Origin of the sequence: Flavobacterium sp. CG_9.10 (assembly GCF_015752245.1) — a bacterium.
In the GTDB taxonomy this organism is placed as follows: domain Bacteria; phylum Bacteroidota; class Bacteroidia; order Flavobacteriales; family Flavobacteriaceae; genus Flavobacterium.
Genome location: NZ_JADOVD010000022.1, coordinates 1 through 17,313, shown reverse-complemented (window position 1 = coordinate 17,313; position 17,313 = coordinate 1). Strand labels below are relative to the sequence as shown.

Genomic DNA, 17,313 nt, shown 5'->3' with positions numbered 1-17,313 from the left:
TTTTCACGAAAGGTCTTTTACGAATTTATTTTGTTTTGCAGGCTGCTCCATCCACCTCCATTATACACCTGTGAATAACCATTTGATTTCAGAATACTTTTAGCAGAAGCACTACGCATTCCCGAAGCACAACAGGTAATAATTGTTTTGTTTTTATCTTTTAGTTTAGCCAAGTTGCTACTTAACGTATCTAACGAAATGTTAATGGAACCATTAATGTGTCCTCCCGAGAATTCCCCTTTGCTGCGTACATCCAGAATAATGGCGCCTTGTTTTACTAAAGTGGCATAGTCAACTTTTGGTCCAAAACCCAATATTTTTTTGATTTTATTTATCATTTTATTTAAGTGGTTTGTGATTGAAAGTAATTTACATCTAGCCATGAACCGCCATTATAGCAGTCAATTCCCTTTTGTGAAAGAAAATGTTGCGCTTGTCCACTTCGGTTTCCTGATGCGCAACAAAGTATTAATGGTGCTTTTAAATTCTTTAATTCTTCCATTCTTTCCTGTATTTCTCCCATTGGAATATTTATGGAATCTGCGACATGACCGCCCATGAATTCTTCATGTGTTCGTACATCTACGATGGTGCATGCTTTTTCTTTAATCAAATTTTCTATTTTCATTTTTTTCGATTTTAAAATTAATTTTTTATTGCTTGCGCAAAAACCAAATTGTTTTTGATGTAATCATCGTTGCAAAGTCAAGTGATTCTATTTTTATTTAAACAAAAGTAATAGAACAAGAAGCGCTGTACAGTAACTTTTGTTACACAAGATAAAATTTAATCCATTTCATTTTTTTACCAATGAAAAATGGAACGCAAATTTGTATTAAGATTTTGTTCTGCTACGCAAAATAGGATTGAGTCTTGAATTTACAGTAAAGCTGAAATCATCACTAGTATTAAGGCAGTTTAAAAGCAGGAAACTTTATTCTTGGTAATTTTGGATTATAGTACACTAGAAAGTTTGTAGTTCACTTTTTCGTTTATGCAATTGTATTTCTAGATCTCTAATACTTTCTGCGATTGCCACTTCAAAAGATTCATTATCAGCGGAGGCAAATAGCAGAACACCGGGACAACTTAAAATAATTTCGCATATTTTTCCTTTACCATAAGTGCCTTTATCTTCTTTGAATATAACATTTGCCCGAATTACCCAATCAAAATGTTTGGTAATAAGTTCCAGTTTTTCGGTCACTAATTTTTGTGCTGTATTGTTTTTATTTGTTCGAACAAATTGAGTAATTATTTCCATGATTCCTGTTTTTTTATAATTTTTGCGATTGTTTTTTGGTTGCTAATAATTAAAAAATAAGATCAATCCAGACATTGAAAAAAATCTTTTGGAATGAAAATTTCTATTATGTGTAGGTTGTTACAAAATGAACTTTTATACTTTTGGGCAGTACCCAAATTTACGAATTAAATTCAAAAAAGAATAATTTTGAATGTTAAACAAACTAAAAAAGCGTAGGCTAAATTGAGTTATAACTAAAAATAGTAATCAATTTACGACACGAAAACAGATAAAATTAATGCTCCATTCTTTAGTAATTTACAGGTAATTTTTTTTTTAAATGAATACTACTAACACAATAGTTTTAAAAATTAGTTGCTGGCTTTTATACATTAAATTAATATATTTGTAAAAAAAAATGCGTTTTTCACTTGGTATCCTACTACTTTTAAATGGTGTCTTTTTAGTAAGTTGCAGTTCTAAAAAGATCGCAGACACTTCTTATTTATCCTCTTCAAAAGCGAAAGAGACAAATATTCCACAATTAAATATTTTTGTACCTAAAAATACAAAAGGAACAGCAAGTCCCGTTTTAATTTTCGTTCATGGCGGAAACTGGAATAGTGGACGAAAAGGAACCTATGATTTGCTGGGTAGAAATTTTGCAAACAAAGGAGTGATTACCGTTATTCCGGATTATACTTTGAGTCCGGCGGCTGATTATGATACAATGACCAAGCAAATTGCAGCGGTGATAAAATGGACCAAAGACAATATTAGCAAATACAATGGCAATCCAAATCAAATCTTTATCACTGGACATTCTGCGGGTGGACATCTTGGCGCTTTGGCTGTTATGAATCCAAAATACGGAATTGATCCGAAAAGTATTTCAGGAATAATCTTGAATGATGCTGCAGGTCTCGATATGAAGAATTATTTAGAACAAAATCCTCCAACTGCCGAAAATGATTACGTAGCGACTTGGACAAAAAGTCCTGCCAATTGGAGGGAAGCTTCCCCCATTTATTTCTTAGACAAAAACACACCTCCTTTTTTGATTTATGTTGGGGATAAAACCTATAACTCTATAAAAACGGCTAACAAACGTTTTCTCGATGCTTTGCAGCCTTACCAAGCGGGCGTAGTTCCCATTCGTCTGAATAAAAAACACATTCCGATGGTGGTTCAGTATTTTTGGCCCTGGAGCGACCGTTTTGATGAAGTTGTGGACTTTATGAAATTGCATACAAAGTAAAACCATTTGGATAAGAATGGTTTTAAGGGAACGGAAATTTATTTTTGGCTGTAAGCGCAAAAAATAATTTAGTGATCAAGTTTTTCTAAATTAACTGACGCTTTCACTCCCATTAAATCAGCCTCTTTTTCCAATTCATTTTCGGTAGTGATCATCACATGATCTTTTACTTGCATAGTTGCTTTTACCCGACCTTTTTGCTGTTGTACAATATGCCATGTTTCATGCGGCAAGTGCTTTTCTTGTCCCGGAGCTAGATGAATATCTGTTCCTTTGGCATAAGCCAGTGAATTCAACTGCGCTGGTTTGTCAGAACTGTAATGTACTTTAACCTGATCCATTGACATCCCTGAGAGACTTTCTATGCCTGATTTTAGATTATCAGGTAATCCAGTTTTGTTTCCTTTTTTTTGTATCCTTTCTTTCATATTTATATTTTGGATTCCTTTTTTAATTGAATATTAGAATCAGCCCGAAATTAACCGATAAATCAGTAGGATTAGAATGGGAACGAAAAAGGTGGTGTAGATCAACTTATTATGTTTCGCTAACCAGTTTGGTAAAAAAATATCGAAATTGTCTTTTGTTGAATCCGAATATTTGCGGGCAATTACGGTTATCGGACACATTCTTTTAAAAAGCAACAAAACGAGTCCTTCCATCAGGATCAGTCCGATGCAAATCCAAACCCATTTATCAATTTTATTTATAAGAACGGCGTAGAATAAATAAAATAAAACAACATTGAAGAAGACCCAAATAACGGTATGGATTATTTTAATGATGGTGAGTTTATCCATGGCCAGATTTCTATTAAAGCAATTGTCGTTTTATTCTTTATTTTTTAATTTTTAGATAATTCTATTTTATTTAAAGTAAAAGTCATAGTCGAAATATCGCCTGTAACTTCATTAATTCTGGAGTTGGTGAAATACAAATCGTTGTTAAAAATACTAAATGTATCCGCCCATTTAATTTTATCGCCTTCCACCAAAATATGGATGCTGCCATCTTGTTTTCGGTACATGATTTTGTTGTTTTCTAAATCAGCAAAATATAAAGTGCCATTTTCGTCGAGTATCATTCCATCTGGTGCCGATGTTTTTGCCACTAATTTAACTGATTTTTCAACTTCTTTATTATTTGCATTGGCCAATACTTTTGTACTTACGGAATATAAACTGTAGCCGGTTAATGCATGAAAATAGAGTAAGTCATTTTTAGTATCCAATGCAATTCCGTCAGAATTGACAGTATTCTCCCATTTTTTGTTGTTGAAAGTCAAATAGGATTGCTCCGCTTTTGTGGAGAAATGGTTGTTTAAAACTCTGGTAGATTTTCCAGAAGTTATATCCAGTACAATCAAACCGGCTCTGCCAGAATCAGTACAATAGATTTTATTGTTTTTTTTATCCACACGTAAATCGTTGATATATGAATTCGGATAATAACTATCTTTTTGTAGCAGATAGGTTTTCTCCAATTTATTATCACTTAAATTGAAGACAAAAAGTCTTGGAGCATCTAAAACGGTACCAAATAATGGATTACGGGTGTCTAATACATACAATTTGTTTTCAAAAGCAATAACTGATTGGACTCCAATAAATTTTTGGTTTTCAACGGCGCTACCAATTTCCCAAGAATTCCATTCTTTGTTGGGATACGGTAATTTTTGATTGTCTTTGGTAATTTCAACCACGGAATTTTTAACACCTTTTCTCCATCGGGGGAAGTTTACAAAAATCCTACCTGTTGAGCTGACAGTGACACCAGTAATTTGCTGCCCCTTAAATTCAGCCACTTGTTGAACTTGTTTAGTAACAGTGTCAGTTTGTTTTGAAGTTTCGGCGTCTATTTTTTTGGTAGTTGTTTGTTTACACGAAATTACCACTATAAAAACGGAGAGTAAATAAAGAATATTTTTCATTTAAGTTGAAGTTTATAAGTCCAATACAACCTATTGGGATTGTGGGTTAAATTTGCATAATGTGTTCGGCAGCAAGTTCGTTGAGACTTAATTAGCCTACTATTTTTCTGTAAGTTACAAATATAAATAGTAGAAAGTGGTTTCCGTTTGCAAAATACAGCAATGTTTTTAAAGCCAGCTGGGCCACAAGTGCATCATTTATAATAGTGGATTTTTACAAAATTATAAATAAAATAAGCACAAGTTAACCACGCGCAACATATAAATAGTAGTACCATCCAATTCAATTTCCATTTTTCTTGTGGCTGATTTTGGACCTTATCTTCCGCATCTGCCCAAACCGCTTTTGGGACTAGTTTTATGGCAAAAGCGATTAGTATTGGGACAATTATAATATCGTCAACCAAACCTAGAACAGGAATGAAGTCAGGTATGAGATCTATAGGGCTAAATAAGTACCCTAAGGTAATCCAAATAAGTATTTTTGCTTTAATTGGCGTGCGTTGGTCCTGATATACAATTTGTAATATGCGAGCTTGTTGTTTTAATTTGGAAGCCCAAACTTTAATTTTTTTAAGCATAATTTTCTGCGTTTAAATTTGCACAATAGGAGCACATTGCAGGCGACTTCCCGGATTCGCAAGAAGCGACCTTTTTTTATTTAAGAAGTTCCTGCACTGCTTTTTTTTAGGAATCAATTTAACATACGCCAACATTTTACCAAATTAGGTCCATGAAAATGGCATCATTGATTTTTTCTAAACGTTGTTGAATGGCGTAAAGCAAGGTAAACCATAATCATTAAAAAAGAAGCAATCCAAAAAATAGTTTTTTCATTAGTTTTTGATAAGGGTGTCTGTAATAAACTAATTACGGCATAAATAATTAAAATAGCCCTGACAAAACATGGAATTTAAGATTCCGAAAGCTAACATGAAATATAAACGACATGCAAATCTCATCATAATTCGTTTTCTCCTTTTTTCTTGATTTGATAATTCAATGGCAAAAGTATCACCAAACATCAGGGTAAATATTGCATCCGACTTTGGTCCAAACATAAAAAAAACGGGGGGTTCCTAATGATCTTATGTTTCTCCATAATACATGCAGGTAAATTACGTGGAAAATACTACACATCAAAGTGTTACCTATAATGGGATGTCATATTAGAAACTATAGCAAAACCTCTACTAGCGTCGAGTATTTCAATTCGGGAATTTAAAGTCTTGGTATTCAGTTGTTAAAGCTAGATTTCTTTAAATTGGCAAGTTGAATAAAGACTATTAGAAAAAAAATAAAAAATACCCAGTCATTTATACCGTATATTGAATAAAATATTCCTGCCAATACATCTTTTTTATAAACATCATAAACGTTATTATTCAGGATCCAATTTATCCAGATATATCCATAAATGAACTTTTCAATTGCAAAAACTCCCACGAGCCATTTTACATTATGGTAATTCTTTGCCACCGACATATATGCTAATCCCCAAATAAAAATCATCAGTAACCCAAAATTGGACATTACTGTTGGATCAAATTCAGGAATTATCGTGTTTGTAAATAATTTCGAAAAAATTAGTACCGTTGCGTTCATTAATCCAGCAATAATGAATCCTTTTGTAATTATCGAATTTTTAATTATCATAGCTCAACTAATTTATTATTTAGATTTATGTTTTTTTAAGTAGTCTAAGTACTGATCTAAATTAAGCTTTTTAATTCAAAAAGATTTTCGTTGATACTAAATTGATACTAAAAAGATATACAAATTTAAACCACAATAAAATAAGGCAGGCGAAGAAGCCCACAAACCATCTTTGATTTTTAGCCGAACTATTACTCCTAAAAACATCAATAAAGCCAAGCCTCCCGAGGATATCAGTAACATAATGTTAGACATTAATCCTACCAATAAACCTAAACCTCCCAAAATTTCTAAAACAGCAGTAAGTGTTCCAAATCTACGCAGTCCAAATCGTATAAATTCTTCTTTCATTTTTGAAGTTGTAAAATAAGCTACACCGTAAGCTAAAAAAGAGAGACTTGAAAAAAGAATTAAAACTTGTAATAAACGCATTAGGCAATTAAATTAAGAGTTACGCCAGCAATAAAAAGACATAGTAGCAAAAGAAACAACGAGGGTATACGTTTTTGCCAAGGGTTATTCACTTTGAAATGAAAATACTGTGCGCTTATCATAAGGAAAGCCATCAAAAGTGCGGGAATTAGAACCAGTGAAGGATACCAGATACCAGCCACAAGTAATGTTGCCAAAGCTATTTTAGTGGCCCCTACAATCGTGCGTGTTAGATCACTTAAGCCATATTGTTTAAATTCTTTCACGATATTATCGAAACGAAATACCCATACAATAATAATAGAAATAGCAACAATCAGTTGCGCAATAATTGATAAATTTACCATCTTAGTTTTTTTAAATTTCCGTACTCATTTGGCTTTTTAGATGCTGCCCCGTTATTTTTAAGTGATTTCTGGTCTTCACTTTATAATTCGCGTCTGTGATTACTTTTTACAATGGCCCTATAATTTTATGTTCACTTATTCGAGTCATAACAGCGTTTCGGTTAAAAAGTCTGGCCAACCTTGCTTCTGGGTGTCATACAATTACTCGTGGACACTTCGCAAACTCGTACTTTTCATTAGAAAAAACGAAGTTAGGAAAAGAAACATTCTGAAAATTAAAACGTAACCACGAGATGTAAAATGTATTTCAATCATACGATACTGTTTTATTTTTCGACTTCGTTACTTATTCAGAAAAGAAGAATACATCCATACCAATTTTTCTTGCAATCTTATGTAGTCACTCATTAAGGCGTTCGTTCCTTCGTCTTGTGCGTCGTCAGAAATTGTAAGTAGCTCTCGTTGCAGTATTATTATGGTTTGAAATGAAGTTAAAATATCTTCGACCGCTTTTATACCATCACTCACTAGAACACTTTCTTTAATTTTAGATGTACTACGGTAGTCCGTGTAGTTATGCTTTGGCGTATGTCCCAATGTTAAAATTCTTTCTGCAACTTCGTCTATTTTCAACAGCAAGTCATTATATAGTTCTTCAAACTTTACATGAAGTTCAAAAAATTTTTCGCCTTTAATATTCCAATGATAACCTCTCGTGTTTTGGTAAAATATGGAATAGTTGGCCAAAAGATCATTTAGTTTTTCGGCCAAATGTTTTGCTTTGTCAGTGTCAAGTCCAATTCGATTTGTAGTATTCATTTTATATATTTTGGTGAATGATTTGAATTATTTGTATAAAAGTAGCACTTATTTTTTCAATAAATGTAACAAAGGCTACACAAGTGTAATATTCTACATTTATTATTTTTCACTGTTTGTAGTATGCCATTTTACGCTGGTAAATAAGTTTCCCCTGCTTCATCAAATTGGAGATTTTACTACAGAATATTATTGCCGAAACCAGAATGTAAATAAAAACGGGAATTTCACTGAATTCCAGCTAGCTCAAAATGGCTGTTAGCCTAGGTATTTTTACGATATCCAAGTATCTTCCATTTTTTCGATTATCCACTTTCCGTTAATTTCCATTATATATATTCGGTAACCTCTTCCGCATCTTCCATAATAACTAAAACTACCTTCTAAAACTCCATTTTTTTTATTCTTGTCGAATTTTATTCTTGAAATTTCAAGTAAACCAGAAAATACAAAATTATATTTTTGTTCATATAATAAAACTCTATGATGTTTTAATAGAATTTCTGCTTTTGGAAATTCAGATATATCTTTTATTTTAAATTTTCTATTTAATTTAATTTTTGAAAAGTCAAATTTAAAATTACTGTAATTTGAATTTAATAATTTTGATTCACCAGCTAATCTTCCTTGTCCATAATTTAATAAATATTGGTCGAAACCAATAATTATTTTAGATGTATCATTATCAACTCTTTTTTGTTCTGCTTTCCACTTCTGATATTTAATTCTTTCTTTACTTGTAACTTTTGAAGTGTCAACTTTTATAATTTCTCCTTTATTCCAAGTTTCTATTCCAAATGTCGGTGGTGGGTTCATTTTCCTACTATCAAGACAAATGGAGTCAACTATTTTCGGAAAAATTTCAGTCATACATTTTTTTCAAATTCTACTTCATCAATTTTCTTTTCACAGTTCATAAAAAGAATTAAAAATGTTAGTAACAATATTGTTTTTAGCAGTTTTTTCATAATTTGTAGGCTAAAGTCAGTTCCTCTAAAAACCTTTTAAGTTTCTCAAACTGTGTTGTGAATTGGTAAATATAGTTGATTTGTCGTACAAAAGAAAGTCTCTGTAAAAAGAGGCTGATAATAATTCGTGAATAATTTCAAGTGGCAAAATGCCCTTAATAGTGCTTCAATACAGTTTAAAAACACTATCAATAAGTTTTAACTCATTTGGATCAATCAAGTTGAAGATTCTCTTGAGATCGTTGGCAGTAAAAATGAGTCCAACATCGGCAGAGGGTAATTGAACCGGATTATAGATGCTTCGGTTTCGTTTTTAAAGAAAGTAGGTACTCGTTGAAAACGAGCACAAGAGTGAATATTTCTTGCGAAACGTGAATGTGAATTTAGCACAAAATCTCCAATCTTGGGAAACGGCTGTTGTGCGATCGTGCTTATTCTATATCAATAATAATCGCAATATTTTCTTTTATTTTTTCTATCAAATCAGTTGGTAATTTTCCAACCTTTTTAATCAATCTTTTGTTGTCGATTGCTCGAATTTGGTCAATCATTATGTCGCAATTATCGTGTAAATTTGCTATTCCTTTCTTAAGATGAACTCTTAAAATTTCAGAATCATCTTGAACATTTGTAGTTATTGGACAAACGATTGTTGATGGGTGTGATATTTTATTTAGTAAGTTTGTTTGAACTATAAGGACTTGTCTAGATTTACCTGCTTCAGTTCCTATTTGTGGATTCAAGTCAGCAATCCAAATTTCATATTGATTAATCTGCATAGTCAATTCTTTCAAATTCTTTTAAAATGTTCATTGACTCTTTTTTGACTAACTCGGATTCGGCTTTAAGTTGTTTTTCTAAAATTTGTCTTTTCTGTACTTTATTATAATATTCAATTGCTTCGTTGATATATCTATTTCTAGAAATACTGATTCTAGAAAGAATTTTTTCAGTTTCTCCGAATATTGAATCATCTATTTTAAGCGATACTGTTTTCATGTGTTGTAATTTGATATTACAAAGGTATATCTTTTTTAGATATCAAATTGTTTAACGCGATTTTTTTCGCATTACCGCTAACGTCAGTTCGTCTAAAAACCTTCAAAGTTTCTCAAACTGCATTGGGAATTTGTAAATATAGTTGATATGTCGTACAAAAGAAAGTCTCTTTAAAAAGAGGCTGACAATGATTCGTGAATAATTTTAAGTGGCAAAATGCCCTTAATAGTGCTTCAATACAGTTTAAAAACACTATCAATAAGTTTTAACTCATTTGGATCAATCAAGTTGAAGATTCTCTTGGAATTGTAGTAAGTAAAAATGAGTCCCACATCGTCAAAGGGTAATTGAACCGCATTGAACCTGATTTGATTTTCTTTTTAAAGAAATTAGGTACTCCTTGAAAACGAGGACCAGAGTGAATTATATCTGGCACGATTGGAAAAAACCCGAAAGGAAAAGGAAAAACCTGATCGTATTGGGCGTTGACCAAGAGTATGACTTTGCTTGGATTCGAACCAGGAACGGAGGTTGGGCGATAGCGTAGAGTCTCATTATAGAAACAAATATTACGCTTAAACGCTTGGAAAAACGAGGGTAACAATCATTGACCGATGTTTACATCTAACTCAATCCATCTCTCTGCGAACCGTGTCGTCCCAAAACACGAGATGGTGTGCGAGGCGCACTCCGTTCCATTAGGTGGGGAGCCGTCTACGCGATTGTACGGTTATTCTTCTCTGTCCACAAAGCGATTTACATTAGTTTGTGTGCCTGTACAAGATCGCACTATTTAGTTTTTAATAAGCTAACTATTTTACTGTATAATATTCTTTCATCAAGAGGTTTTGAAATATAATCATTCATTCCAGCAAGTTTACATTTTTCTAGATCAACTGTTGTCACATCTGCTGTTAGAGCAATAATTGGAATATTTGAATTCAGTGTATTTCGAATATATTCTGTGGTTGCAAATCCATCCATCACTGGCATTTGTAAATCCATTAAAATAATATCGTAAATCTCTGTTTGCATTTTTTCAATTGCAATTTTTCCGTTGTCGGCAATATCATGCTTAAATTGGAAATCGTCTAAAATTATTCGCATCAACATTTGATTGAGTTTAACGTCTTCAACCACTAATACTTTTATGTCCTTAATTTCACTGTATAAAATATCCTCTGTATCTGTTAGTTTAATTGCTGTAAGGGCTTTTTTAAAAGTTAAAGAAAAACTAAAAGATGAACCTTCATTAACTTTACTTTTTACTGAAATTGTTCCGCCTTGTTTTTCTACTAACTGTTTACAGATCGCAAGACCTAATCCTGTTCCTCCGTATATTCTTGAAGTGGAACTTGTTGCTTGCTGAAAATTTTCAAAAATGGATTCTATTTTATCTTCTGGTATCCCAATTCCTGTGTCGGTTATTGCAAAATCAATGGTCACATTCTCTTCGTCTTCCTTCAACAAACGAACCATTATGTTAATTTTCCCTTTGGTTGTAAACTTTAAAGCATTACTCAAAAGATTTAAAATAATTTGCTGCAAACGCACTGCATCGCCCAACAATAACTCTGGAATATTTTTATCGTATTCTTCAATCAACGCTAAATTCTTTTCCTGGCTTTTCAATTCAAACAATAGAATTATGTTTGATATTAATAAGTCCATTTTGAATGGTGTCTCTTCAAATGTCATTTTTCCTGTATCTACTTTTGCTAAATCAAGTATATCATTAATTAGGACAATGAGTGCATCACCACTAGTTTTTATGGCTTTTACATATTCTTTTTGTTTTACCGATAAATCTGATTTTAGTAACACTTTTGTAAATCCAACAATGGCAGTCATTGGTGTGCGGATTTCGTGGCTCATGTTTGCTAAAAATTGTTGCTTGGAGTACAAGGCAGTTTCTGCTTTTGCATTTGCTTCTGTCAATTCTTCGCTAAATCTTTTCTGTTCATCAATATCGGTATTTGTTCCTATCCATCGCTCAATATTTCCTTTGGCATCTTTTACAGGATAGGCACGGGTTAAAAACCAATAATATTTGCCATCATGCCTGCGAAGCGGGAAGGTCAATTCCCAGGCTTCGCCTTTCTTCCATGCTTCTTTAATAAACTCCACAACTTTATTTACGTAGTCGGGATGATGGACTTTTTCCCATCCCCAACCTTGCATTTCTTCCAGCGTGGTTCCAGTGTAATCATGCCATCGCTGGTTATACCAGTAAATCCATCCGTCACCACTCGCGATCCATGCAAGATTTTGAATGCTGTTTGCAAAAGTGCGGAATTGGTTTTCGCTTTCTGCAATTTTTTCTTCTGCTTCTTTCTGTTCAGTAATGTCTAAGCTTATTCCGGTAAGCGTTATAGATTCTCCGGCTTCGTTATAATGGTACCGGCCAACGGCTTTCATCCAGCGAATGACTTTGTCATTTGCTCTTTCAATCCGGTATTCTACTTCATAAATAGAGTGATTTGTTCTTGCTTCTTCTACTTTTCTAAAAGTATTTTCTTTATCCTCATTAACAATAATTTTATACCAGTCTACATATTCAAGGTCTTCTTGCTTTTCATCATATCCCCACATTTTTTTATGCAGGGCACTCCATTCTAATTTTTGTGTTTTTATGTCTAACGACCAGGTGCCAACATTTGCCGAATCGGTGGAAAGCTTTAAGTGCGTGGCCATTTTTTCTAATGCTTCTTCCGATTTCTTTTTTTCGGTAATGTCTCTTGAAACGGAAATGAGCTGCTGCACGGGTTCACCAGGTTTACCAATAGGCGATAACACCACATCCCACCATTTGGGTGTACCTTTAACAGTAGGGCAAAATGCTGTGAAGTTTGCGGTTTCTCCTGTCAATGCTTTGTCAACCGAAGCTTTTACTAATGCTTCATTTTCACTGCCCCAAAGCGTAAACCAATTTGTGTTTTTAACCGTGGAAAAGTCATCTATCTCCATCTGGCAAAGCCCATTGAAGTTCATAAATTGAATACGACCTTCCATATCTAATACTTTTAAACAATCAGGGCTACTTTCTAAAATGGTGCGGTTAAACTCTTCGTTTGCTTCAATTTGTTTTTTTGCAAGCACTTGTTCGGTTACTTCAAAGGCGAATACGGTAATGCCTGTAATGGTTTCATCAAAATCCTTGTAAGGCTGATATATAAAATTGAAATAAGCATCAACGGGTATTCCGTTGCGCACCAGTATGGTTTTGGTTTCGGATGCTTCAAAAGGAACTCCGGTAGCGTAAACACCGGCAAGCAACTGAGGAAACACCTGGTCTTTTAATTCGGGTACTCCTTCTAACAGCGGTTTATTAAGTATAGTAGTTCCTTTTCCCAGCACATTAAACATTGAATCATTTGCAAATTCTAATACCATTTCAGATCCTTTAAAAATAGCAATTGCCATAAGGGATTGCGAAAGAATATTGCTGAGAAGCTTTTCGCTTTCTTCAATTTGTTTGCGGGCGTTCACAGAATCTGTTACCTCTGTTGTTACTACTGTGATGCCGTAAATTTTATTGTTTAAATCTCGCAATGCTTGATAAATCGAATTAAAGTAACCATTTTCTATTTTTCCATTACGGTTAACTTGAAGTAGTATTTCATTAGAGATAAATTGGTTACCAGTACTATACACTTGGTCGAATATTTGTTTTAAGCCAACTTCCAATTCAGGTGAAATTTCTAAAAGAGTTTTATGAAGTACCTCCTCCTGTGTTTTTCCCCAAATTTCGAGTGCAGTTTTATTAACTGTTTGTAAAATAAAAGTTGGACCAAGAAATGTGGTTATAGCTACTGGAGCTTGCGAAATAAGGCCTTGGAATGTCAATTCAATAGCATCCATAGACAATGGCTCTGTGTGATGTGCTTTGCCCTGATTTTTTTTGTCCATTTTATTTTTTTAATAGTTTATTCTTTTTCTAAGCAGTTCTATAAACTAAACCTTCGGTAGTGTTTTTCCTGAAAATGTTACTCCTGTGTAAATATATATATAAAACCAATTAAGATGACAAAAAAAAGAAGATGAAGTAGTTGTACCAACTGCTATCATCAGGCGAGCCGTTTCAGAAGTTCCTGATTTTGATGATTTATTTCATGGTTTTAAACGAACTACTTCCGTTTTAGGCAGAAGTGAAAATACCTGTAGAAACTACGGTCAGCATTTTGCGGCTATGGCATTGCATTTCGGAAAAATCCCAACGGAGTTAGAAATTGAGCAAGTGCAAGAATACTGGTTTATGCTTCAAAAACGCTCAAAAACGCCTTCGCAAACGTACTTTAAACATTGTGTTTATGGTCTTTGATTCTTGCTTAAATCAGAGGGCTTGCCTTATGAATACCTACATTTACCCCCGATAAAGCACGATCAAAAAATCCCTACGATTCTCAGTAAAGAAGAAGTTTGGCGGTTGCTTACTAGTTGCCAACTCCTGAAACATAGAATGCTTATTGGACTTTTGTATGGCTGTGGATTACGTTGCATGGAAGCCCGAAGTGTGCGTTTGCAAGACTTGGATTTTGATCGCGAGCAACTCAAAGTGGTGCAAGGCAAAGGTAAAAAAGACCGCTATGTTCCGCTATCCAAACATTTAATTAGAGGACTCTAAACTTATATTGAAGCCGAGAAACCCAAAGTGTATCTATTTAACGGACAACCTCAAGGTAGAGCAGGCGGTGATTTCGATAGTCGCTATTCCCAGCGTGGCTTCATTGTTGGCTTTTCAAGCCCAACGAAGCTTTAGCTGTTGGTGGATGTACTTCTTTTAGGTATTTAGATCCTTCTTCTTATCAGCTTTCTTTTTTGTTTGTTTTTTCTTTTGAAAAAAATCACTCAAAGCTTTTTCTTCAGCTAAAGTTAAAGAATCTAGTCCTCCAATTGTATCAATTTCTATATCAGATTTTTTCGCTTTCATAACTATTTATTTTGAAAATATTTATTGATTAATTTCAAAGCTGATTTTGTTTCAATTATCATAACTCTGCCGCCAAAATGAAAAGCTCCAAGTGTTTTTTCATAATGTTCAACTAATTGTGATTTTGAAAGGAAAGAAACATTTCCATCGTGTCCACGTTGAAAAGATAATTTACAAGCATAAGCTACTAAATTGCCAGCTACGCCAGCATAAACTTTTGTTTGTCCTTTGTTGAATGGTGCATTTTCAACAAGATGCATATAAACGTGGTCAGATTTAACTTCTAGACTGACCAATCCTTGAATGATTTTCGAATTACCCGAAATAGTTAGTTTATAAATATCTCTTACAGGATTTTTAAATTCTTCATTCCAATTAAAAAGCCAGCCATTTTTCTTTGTTACAGATTTTAAATCAGAGTTTTGAAGAATAGAAATTTCAGTCTGAAAACTGTCTCCAGTAATCACGTTTTCTATTGAGTTTGTTAACTTATCAATTACAAAATCTAGTCCTGTTTCAGCTTCTTTATCCATTCAGCTAATTTAATCAAAATATTCTAATTCTGAAAATATTACGTTTTTCCGATTTCTGTGGGCGTATATCCACCAACTTCTCGTGGCTTGCACTAGTGTTGAACTTCGTAGCCGCATATTTGCCATTAGGATAGTTTTTCTTGCGGAAAATAAACGTGAATTTACCACTTTTCTTGCCATTTCTTGTAACCGCTGTTATATGCCGTTTCTATCTTTTGTTATTTCATTAAGTGTCATTTTAGAGCATACAATAAACCAATCTCTACAATAACGCAAATGAAAAAAGAATGACTGCAAATTTGTTTGCGATTTTATATCATTTTCAATATTGTCTTTTGTGCTTGCTAACATTATGTCTGGGTTATCGTTTAGGAAATCGTCTAATTGGGATAGAATTAAATCTTCACCTTTTCCAAATTCTATGTCGTCAATTAAGTTAAAAGAAGTGATATCTTGAAGAGCCTGAAAAACGATTCCGAAAAACTTCAATTCTGACAAAATATATGTATCTACATCCCATTGTTTGATAACAATTGTTGTAGTTTTTAAATCATTTTCAACAAGAATTTTTTCAACGATTCCGTCATAATCTTCACCGCCATTTAATGTTATTTTGATTGTATTCATACTTACTTTATTAGTTGTCGTTGGCTATGCAATGGCATATAACGTTCCCTTGCTACAAGAGGTTTGGGATTAAATTAAGCCTTATTTTCGGATTTGCCTAAACTTCCCAAATACAAGACCATTTTTAAATTAAACCAAATGCCCAAATCTCTTGTAGCAAGTGTTCGCAAACGTTATTTTGTGTTCAATCCCTTATTTATAAATTTCATAAAGTTATCTTTATCAGTCAAATAGCTTTCTGTTGCAATAATATGCCCGTTTGAATCAAGGATAGCAAAATATGGTTGCATATTCACACTAAATTTTTCGATTTGTAAATTTGAATGTTTCTGCCCAATAGTTGTAATTAATATTCCGGTAGATGTTGATGTAAATTTTTCAGAATTTGCTAATTGGGTTTTATCATCTAGATAAAGACTCACAAAATAAAACTGATTTTTAAGTTTTTCGTAAATCACATCTTCAGATAATATGTTTTTTTCAATCTTCCTTGAATTTATGCAACCATAACCTGTAAAATAGATTATTAGTGGTTTATTTAAAGTATTAGCTTTTTTTAATAAATCCGCTAAATCCGCGTTTCCATAATTTGTAAAAATATCTGAATAATCCTCTGATTTTTTTAAAGTAGTAACTTTATTTTTATTTTGTTCTTCATTAAGAACCATGAAAATTTCTTTATACGTTTTTGACTCTGAATTTTCTTTTACAAAATCATGCATTTTAACTAAATAACTTTCAGAAATTTCGAGTTTTTTAAGTTTTATTTTGTCCTCATTCCAATTTTCGATTCTAGCAATCTTAGTTGAAAGTTCTTTTGAAATCAATGTTACTTCTCTAATTTTTGGATATTGCTCACTTTTTTTAAAATCCAAAAGTTTACTCAATAAAGTTCCGTAAGTTATTTTTTCATTTTTATTTTCGGATGTAAGTGTGATGAGTATTGTAGCTAAAATTGAATTGTTTGAGAAAATCTCTAAGTCAACAGAATCTAATCCACAATTTTTAAAATTAGAAAAATCACTTTGAAATTTTTCTAAGTCATTTATTTCGATATCAATTTCTTTTGATAATAATTTGTCGCATTCAACTTTATTTTGAGCAACTATATTCAAAAAAAATAATGAGAGTAATATTGTAATCGTGTTTTTCATCTATAATGTTTGCTAACGTCAGTTCGTCTAAAAACCTTCAAAGTTTCTCAAACTGCGTTGTGAGTTTGTAAATATAGTTGATTTGTCGTACAAAAGAAAGTCTCTTTAAAAAGAGGCTGACAATGATTCGTCAATAATTTCAAGTGGCAAAAGGCCTTTAAATAGGCTTTAATAGAGTTGAAAAACACGGTCAATACTTTTAGATACTGCTTTAACTCATTTGGATCAATCAAGTTGAAAATTCTCCTGAGATTATAGGCTGTAAAAATCAATCCCACATCGGCAGAGGCGTGTTTTATGGTTTTCTTGGTCATGATATAATAAAAATCCCATTGCCGTTTAATAACTCCGTAGGGATGCTCCACAATGGCTTGTCGCCTGCGATAGATTTCATAGTTATTCTCGATTCGAACT

The 17,313-nt window shown here is 32.9% G+C and carries 21 protein-coding genes and 1 pseudogene; 2 read left to right on the top strand and 20 right to left on the bottom strand.

Annotation, left to right across the window (positions count from 1 at the left end; genetic code table 11):
* Window positions 1–17: 17 nt before the first annotated feature.
* The 3 genes from IWX84_RS14610 to IWX84_RS14600 all read right to left on the bottom strand — a co-directional run bounded on the left by IWX84_RS14610 (window position 18) and on the right by IWX84_RS14600 (window position 1,264).
* Complete coding sequence (locus IWX84_RS14610; protein ID WP_196851495.1) at window positions 18–338, bottom strand: rhodanese-like domain-containing protein; 321 nt, start codon at window positions 336–338, stop codon at window positions 18–20.
* A 5-nt stretch (window positions 339–343) separates the two neighbouring features.
* Window positions 344–628: a rhodanese-like domain-containing protein gene (locus tag IWX84_RS14605; protein ID WP_196851494.1), complete on the bottom strand. Its 285-nt coding sequence runs from the start codon at window positions 626–628 to the stop codon at window positions 344–346.
* 336 nt (window positions 629–964) lie between these two features.
* Window positions 965–1,264, bottom strand: coding sequence for an HPF/RaiA family ribosome-associated protein (locus IWX84_RS14600; RefSeq protein ID WP_196851493.1), 300 nt, complete (start codon window positions 1,262–1,264; stop codon window positions 965–967).
* 400 nt (window positions 1,265–1,664) lie between these two features.
* On the opposite strand from IWX84_RS14600, the gene IWX84_RS14595 reads away from it, so the two are divergent.
* The gene (locus IWX84_RS14595; RefSeq protein WP_196851492.1) at window positions 1,665–2,504 is read left to right on the top strand and encodes an alpha/beta hydrolase; all 840 of its coding nucleotides are present in this window, start codon (window positions 1,665–1,667) and stop codon (window positions 2,502–2,504) included.
* A gap of 68 nt (window positions 2,505–2,572) precedes the next feature.
* On the opposite strand, the gene IWX84_RS14590 is transcribed toward IWX84_RS14595, so the two are convergent.
* The 12 genes from IWX84_RS14590 to IWX84_RS14535 all read right to left on the bottom strand — a co-directional run bounded on the left by IWX84_RS14590 (window position 2,573) and on the right by IWX84_RS14535 (window position 13,564).
* The gene (locus IWX84_RS14590; protein ID WP_196851491.1) at window positions 2,573–2,932 is read right to left on the bottom strand and encodes a DUF4157 domain-containing protein; all 360 of its coding nucleotides are present in this window, start codon (window positions 2,930–2,932) and stop codon (window positions 2,573–2,575) included.
* A gap of 39 nt (window positions 2,933–2,971) precedes the next feature.
* Window positions 2,972–3,304, bottom strand: a complete 333-nt coding sequence (locus tag IWX84_RS14585; RefSeq protein ID WP_196851490.1) for a hypothetical protein — start codon at window positions 3,302–3,304, stop codon at window positions 2,972–2,974.
* A 44-nt stretch (window positions 3,305–3,348) separates the two neighbouring features.
* A complete protein-coding gene (locus IWX84_RS14580; protein ID WP_196851489.1) occupies window positions 3,349–4,434 on the bottom strand; it encodes an L-dopachrome tautomerase-related protein in 1,086 nt (361 codons plus the stop codon).
* A gap of 194 nt (window positions 4,435–4,628) precedes the next feature.
* Window positions 4,629–5,015 (bottom strand): YkvA family protein, encoded by a 387-nt coding sequence (locus tag IWX84_RS14575; protein WP_196851488.1) that lies wholly within the window; start codon window positions 5,013–5,015, stop codon window positions 4,629–4,631.
* A gap of 655 nt (window positions 5,016–5,670) precedes the next feature.
* Window positions 5,671–6,090 (bottom strand): hypothetical protein, encoded by a 420-nt coding sequence (locus IWX84_RS14570; protein WP_196851487.1) that lies wholly within the window; start codon window positions 6,088–6,090, stop codon window positions 5,671–5,673.
* A gap of 96 nt (window positions 6,091–6,186) precedes the next feature.
* Window positions 6,187–6,522 carry a hypothetical protein gene (locus IWX84_RS14565; RefSeq protein WP_196851486.1) on the bottom strand — a complete coding sequence of 112 codons (336 nt, stop codon included), beginning with the start codon at window positions 6,520–6,522 and terminating at the stop codon, window positions 6,187–6,189.
* Window positions 6,522–6,869, bottom strand: coding sequence for a DoxX family protein (locus tag IWX84_RS14560; protein WP_196851485.1), 348 nt, complete (start codon window positions 6,867–6,869; stop codon window positions 6,522–6,524). Before IWX84_RS14560 ends, IWX84_RS14565 begins: the two co-directional genes overlap by 1 nt.
* Window positions 6,870–7,211: 342 nt before the next feature.
* The gene (locus IWX84_RS14555; RefSeq protein WP_196851484.1) at window positions 7,212–7,688 is read right to left on the bottom strand and encodes a Dps family protein; all 477 of its coding nucleotides are present in this window, start codon (window positions 7,686–7,688) and stop codon (window positions 7,212–7,214) included.
* 273 nt (window positions 7,689–7,961) lie between these two features.
* Window positions 7,962–8,558, bottom strand: coding sequence for a hypothetical protein (locus IWX84_RS14550; RefSeq protein WP_196851483.1), 597 nt, complete (start codon window positions 8,556–8,558; stop codon window positions 7,962–7,964).
* Window positions 8,559–9,087: 529 nt separating this feature from the next.
* Entirely contained in the window at window positions 9,088–9,435 is a 348-nt protein-coding gene (locus IWX84_RS14545) for a type II toxin-antitoxin system PemK/MazF family toxin (protein ID WP_196851482.1), read from the bottom strand.
* Window positions 9,425–9,655 carry a hypothetical protein gene (locus tag IWX84_RS14540; protein ID WP_196851481.1) on the bottom strand — a complete coding sequence of 77 codons (231 nt, stop codon included), beginning with the start codon at window positions 9,653–9,655 and terminating at the stop codon, window positions 9,425–9,427. Before IWX84_RS14540 ends, IWX84_RS14545 begins: the two co-directional genes overlap by 11 nt.
* Window positions 9,656–10,444: 789 nt before the next feature.
* Complete coding sequence (locus IWX84_RS14535; protein ID WP_196851480.1) at window positions 10,445–13,564, bottom strand: PAS domain S-box protein; 3,120 nt, start codon at window positions 13,562–13,564, stop codon at window positions 10,445–10,447.
* Window positions 13,565–13,979: 415 nt separating this feature from the next.
* On the opposite strand from IWX84_RS14535, the gene IWX84_RS15415 reads away from it, so the two are divergent.
* Window positions 13,980–14,279: a tyrosine-type recombinase/integrase gene (locus IWX84_RS15415; protein WP_317192122.1), complete on the top strand. Its 300-nt coding sequence runs from the start codon at window positions 13,980–13,982 to the stop codon at window positions 14,277–14,279.
* Window positions 14,280–14,435: 156 nt separating this feature from the next.
* On the opposite strand, the gene IWX84_RS14525 is transcribed toward IWX84_RS15415, so the two are convergent.
* The 5 genes and pseudogenes from IWX84_RS14525 to IWX84_RS15410 form a co-directional block, all read right to left on the bottom strand.
* Window positions 14,436–14,585 carry a hypothetical protein gene (locus IWX84_RS14525; protein ID WP_196851479.1) on the bottom strand — a complete coding sequence of 50 codons (150 nt, stop codon included), beginning with the start codon at window positions 14,583–14,585 and terminating at the stop codon, window positions 14,436–14,438.
* Between the two features lie 2 nt (window positions 14,586–14,587).
* On the bottom strand, window positions 14,588–15,118 hold the full coding sequence (locus IWX84_RS14520) for a hypothetical protein (protein ID WP_196851478.1): 531 nt from the start codon (window positions 15,116–15,118) through the stop codon (window positions 14,588–14,590).
* Window positions 15,119–15,313: 195 nt separating this feature from the next.
* Window positions 15,314–15,745 carry a hypothetical protein gene (locus tag IWX84_RS14515; RefSeq protein WP_196851477.1) on the bottom strand — a complete coding sequence of 144 codons (432 nt, stop codon included), beginning with the start codon at window positions 15,743–15,745 and terminating at the stop codon, window positions 15,314–15,316.
* Between the two features lie 173 nt (window positions 15,746–15,918).
* On the bottom strand, window positions 15,919–16,899 hold the full coding sequence (locus IWX84_RS14510; RefSeq protein ID WP_196851476.1) for a thioredoxin-like domain-containing protein: 981 nt from the start codon (window positions 16,897–16,899) through the stop codon (window positions 15,919–15,921).
* A 47-nt stretch (window positions 16,900–16,946) separates the two neighbouring features.
* Window positions 16,947–17,313: pseudogene (locus IWX84_RS15410) on the bottom strand (IS1182 family transposase); the annotation flags it as partial.

Excerpts from the sequence above, each read along its gene's own strand:
- IWX84_RS14510 (WP_196851476.1), bottom strand. The coding sequence starts at position 16,899 with ATGAAAAACACGATTACAATATTACTCTCATTATTTTTTTTGAATATA.
- IWX84_RS14610 (WP_196851495.1), bottom strand. The coding sequence starts at position 338 with ATGATAAATAAAATCAAAAAAATATTGGGTTTTGGACCAAAAGTTGAC.
- IWX84_RS14515 (WP_196851477.1), bottom strand. The coding sequence starts at position 15,745 with ATGAATACAATCAAAATAACATTAAATGGCGGTGAAGATTATGACGGA.
- IWX84_RS14575 (WP_196851488.1), bottom strand. The coding sequence starts at position 5,015 with ATGCTTAAAAAAATTAAAGTTTGGGCTTCCAAATTAAAACAACAAGCT.
- IWX84_RS14590 (WP_196851491.1), bottom strand. The coding sequence starts at position 2,932 with ATGAAAGAAAGGATACAAAAAAAAGGAAACAAAACTGGATTACCTGAT.
- IWX84_RS14545 (WP_196851482.1), bottom strand. The coding sequence starts at position 9,435 with ATGCAGATTAATCAATATGAAATTTGGATTGCTGACTTGAATCCACAA.
- IWX84_RS14595 (WP_196851492.1), top strand. The coding sequence starts at position 1,665 with ATGCGTTTTTCACTTGGTATCCTACTACTTTTAAATGGTGTCTTTTTA.
- IWX84_RS14555 (WP_196851484.1), bottom strand. The coding sequence starts at position 7,688 with ATGAATACTACAAATCGAATTGGACTTGACACTGACAAAGCAAAACAT.
- IWX84_RS14585 (WP_196851490.1), bottom strand. The coding sequence starts at position 3,304 with ATGGATAAACTCACCATCATTAAAATAATCCATACCGTTATTTGGGTC.
- IWX84_RS14560 (WP_196851485.1), bottom strand. The coding sequence starts at position 6,869 with ATGGTAAATTTATCAATTATTGCGCAACTGATTGTTGCTATTTCTATT.
- IWX84_RS14605 (WP_196851494.1), bottom strand. The coding sequence starts at position 628 with ATGAAAATAGAAAATTTGATTAAAGAAAAAGCATGCACCATCGTAGAT.
- IWX84_RS14565 (WP_196851486.1), bottom strand. The coding sequence starts at position 6,522 with ATGCGTTTATTACAAGTTTTAATTCTTTTTTCAAGTCTCTCTTTTTTA.
- IWX84_RS14570 (WP_196851487.1), bottom strand. The coding sequence starts at position 6,090 with ATGATAATTAAAAATTCGATAATTACAAAAGGATTCATTATTGCTGGA.
- IWX84_RS14525 (WP_196851479.1), bottom strand. The coding sequence starts at position 14,585 with ATGAAAGCGAAAAAATCTGATATAGAAATTGATACAATTGGAGGACTA.
- IWX84_RS14550 (WP_196851483.1), bottom strand. The coding sequence starts at position 8,558 with ATGACTGAAATTTTTCCGAAAATAGTTGACTCCATTTGTCTTGATAGT.
- IWX84_RS14580 (WP_196851489.1), bottom strand. The coding sequence starts at position 4,434 with ATGAAAAATATTCTTTATTTACTCTCCGTTTTTATAGTGGTAATTTCG.
- IWX84_RS14535 (WP_196851480.1), bottom strand. The coding sequence starts at position 13,564 with ATGGACAAAAAAAATCAGGGCAAAGCACATCACACAGAGCCATTGTCT.
- IWX84_RS14540 (WP_196851481.1), bottom strand. The coding sequence starts at position 9,655 with ATGAAAACAGTATCGCTTAAAATAGATGATTCAATATTCGGAGAAACT.
- IWX84_RS14600 (WP_196851493.1), bottom strand. The coding sequence starts at position 1,264 with ATGGAAATAATTACTCAATTTGTTCGAACAAATAAAAACAATACAGCA.
- IWX84_RS14520 (WP_196851478.1), bottom strand. The coding sequence starts at position 15,118 with ATGGATAAAGAAGCTGAAACAGGACTAGATTTTGTAATTGATAAGTTA.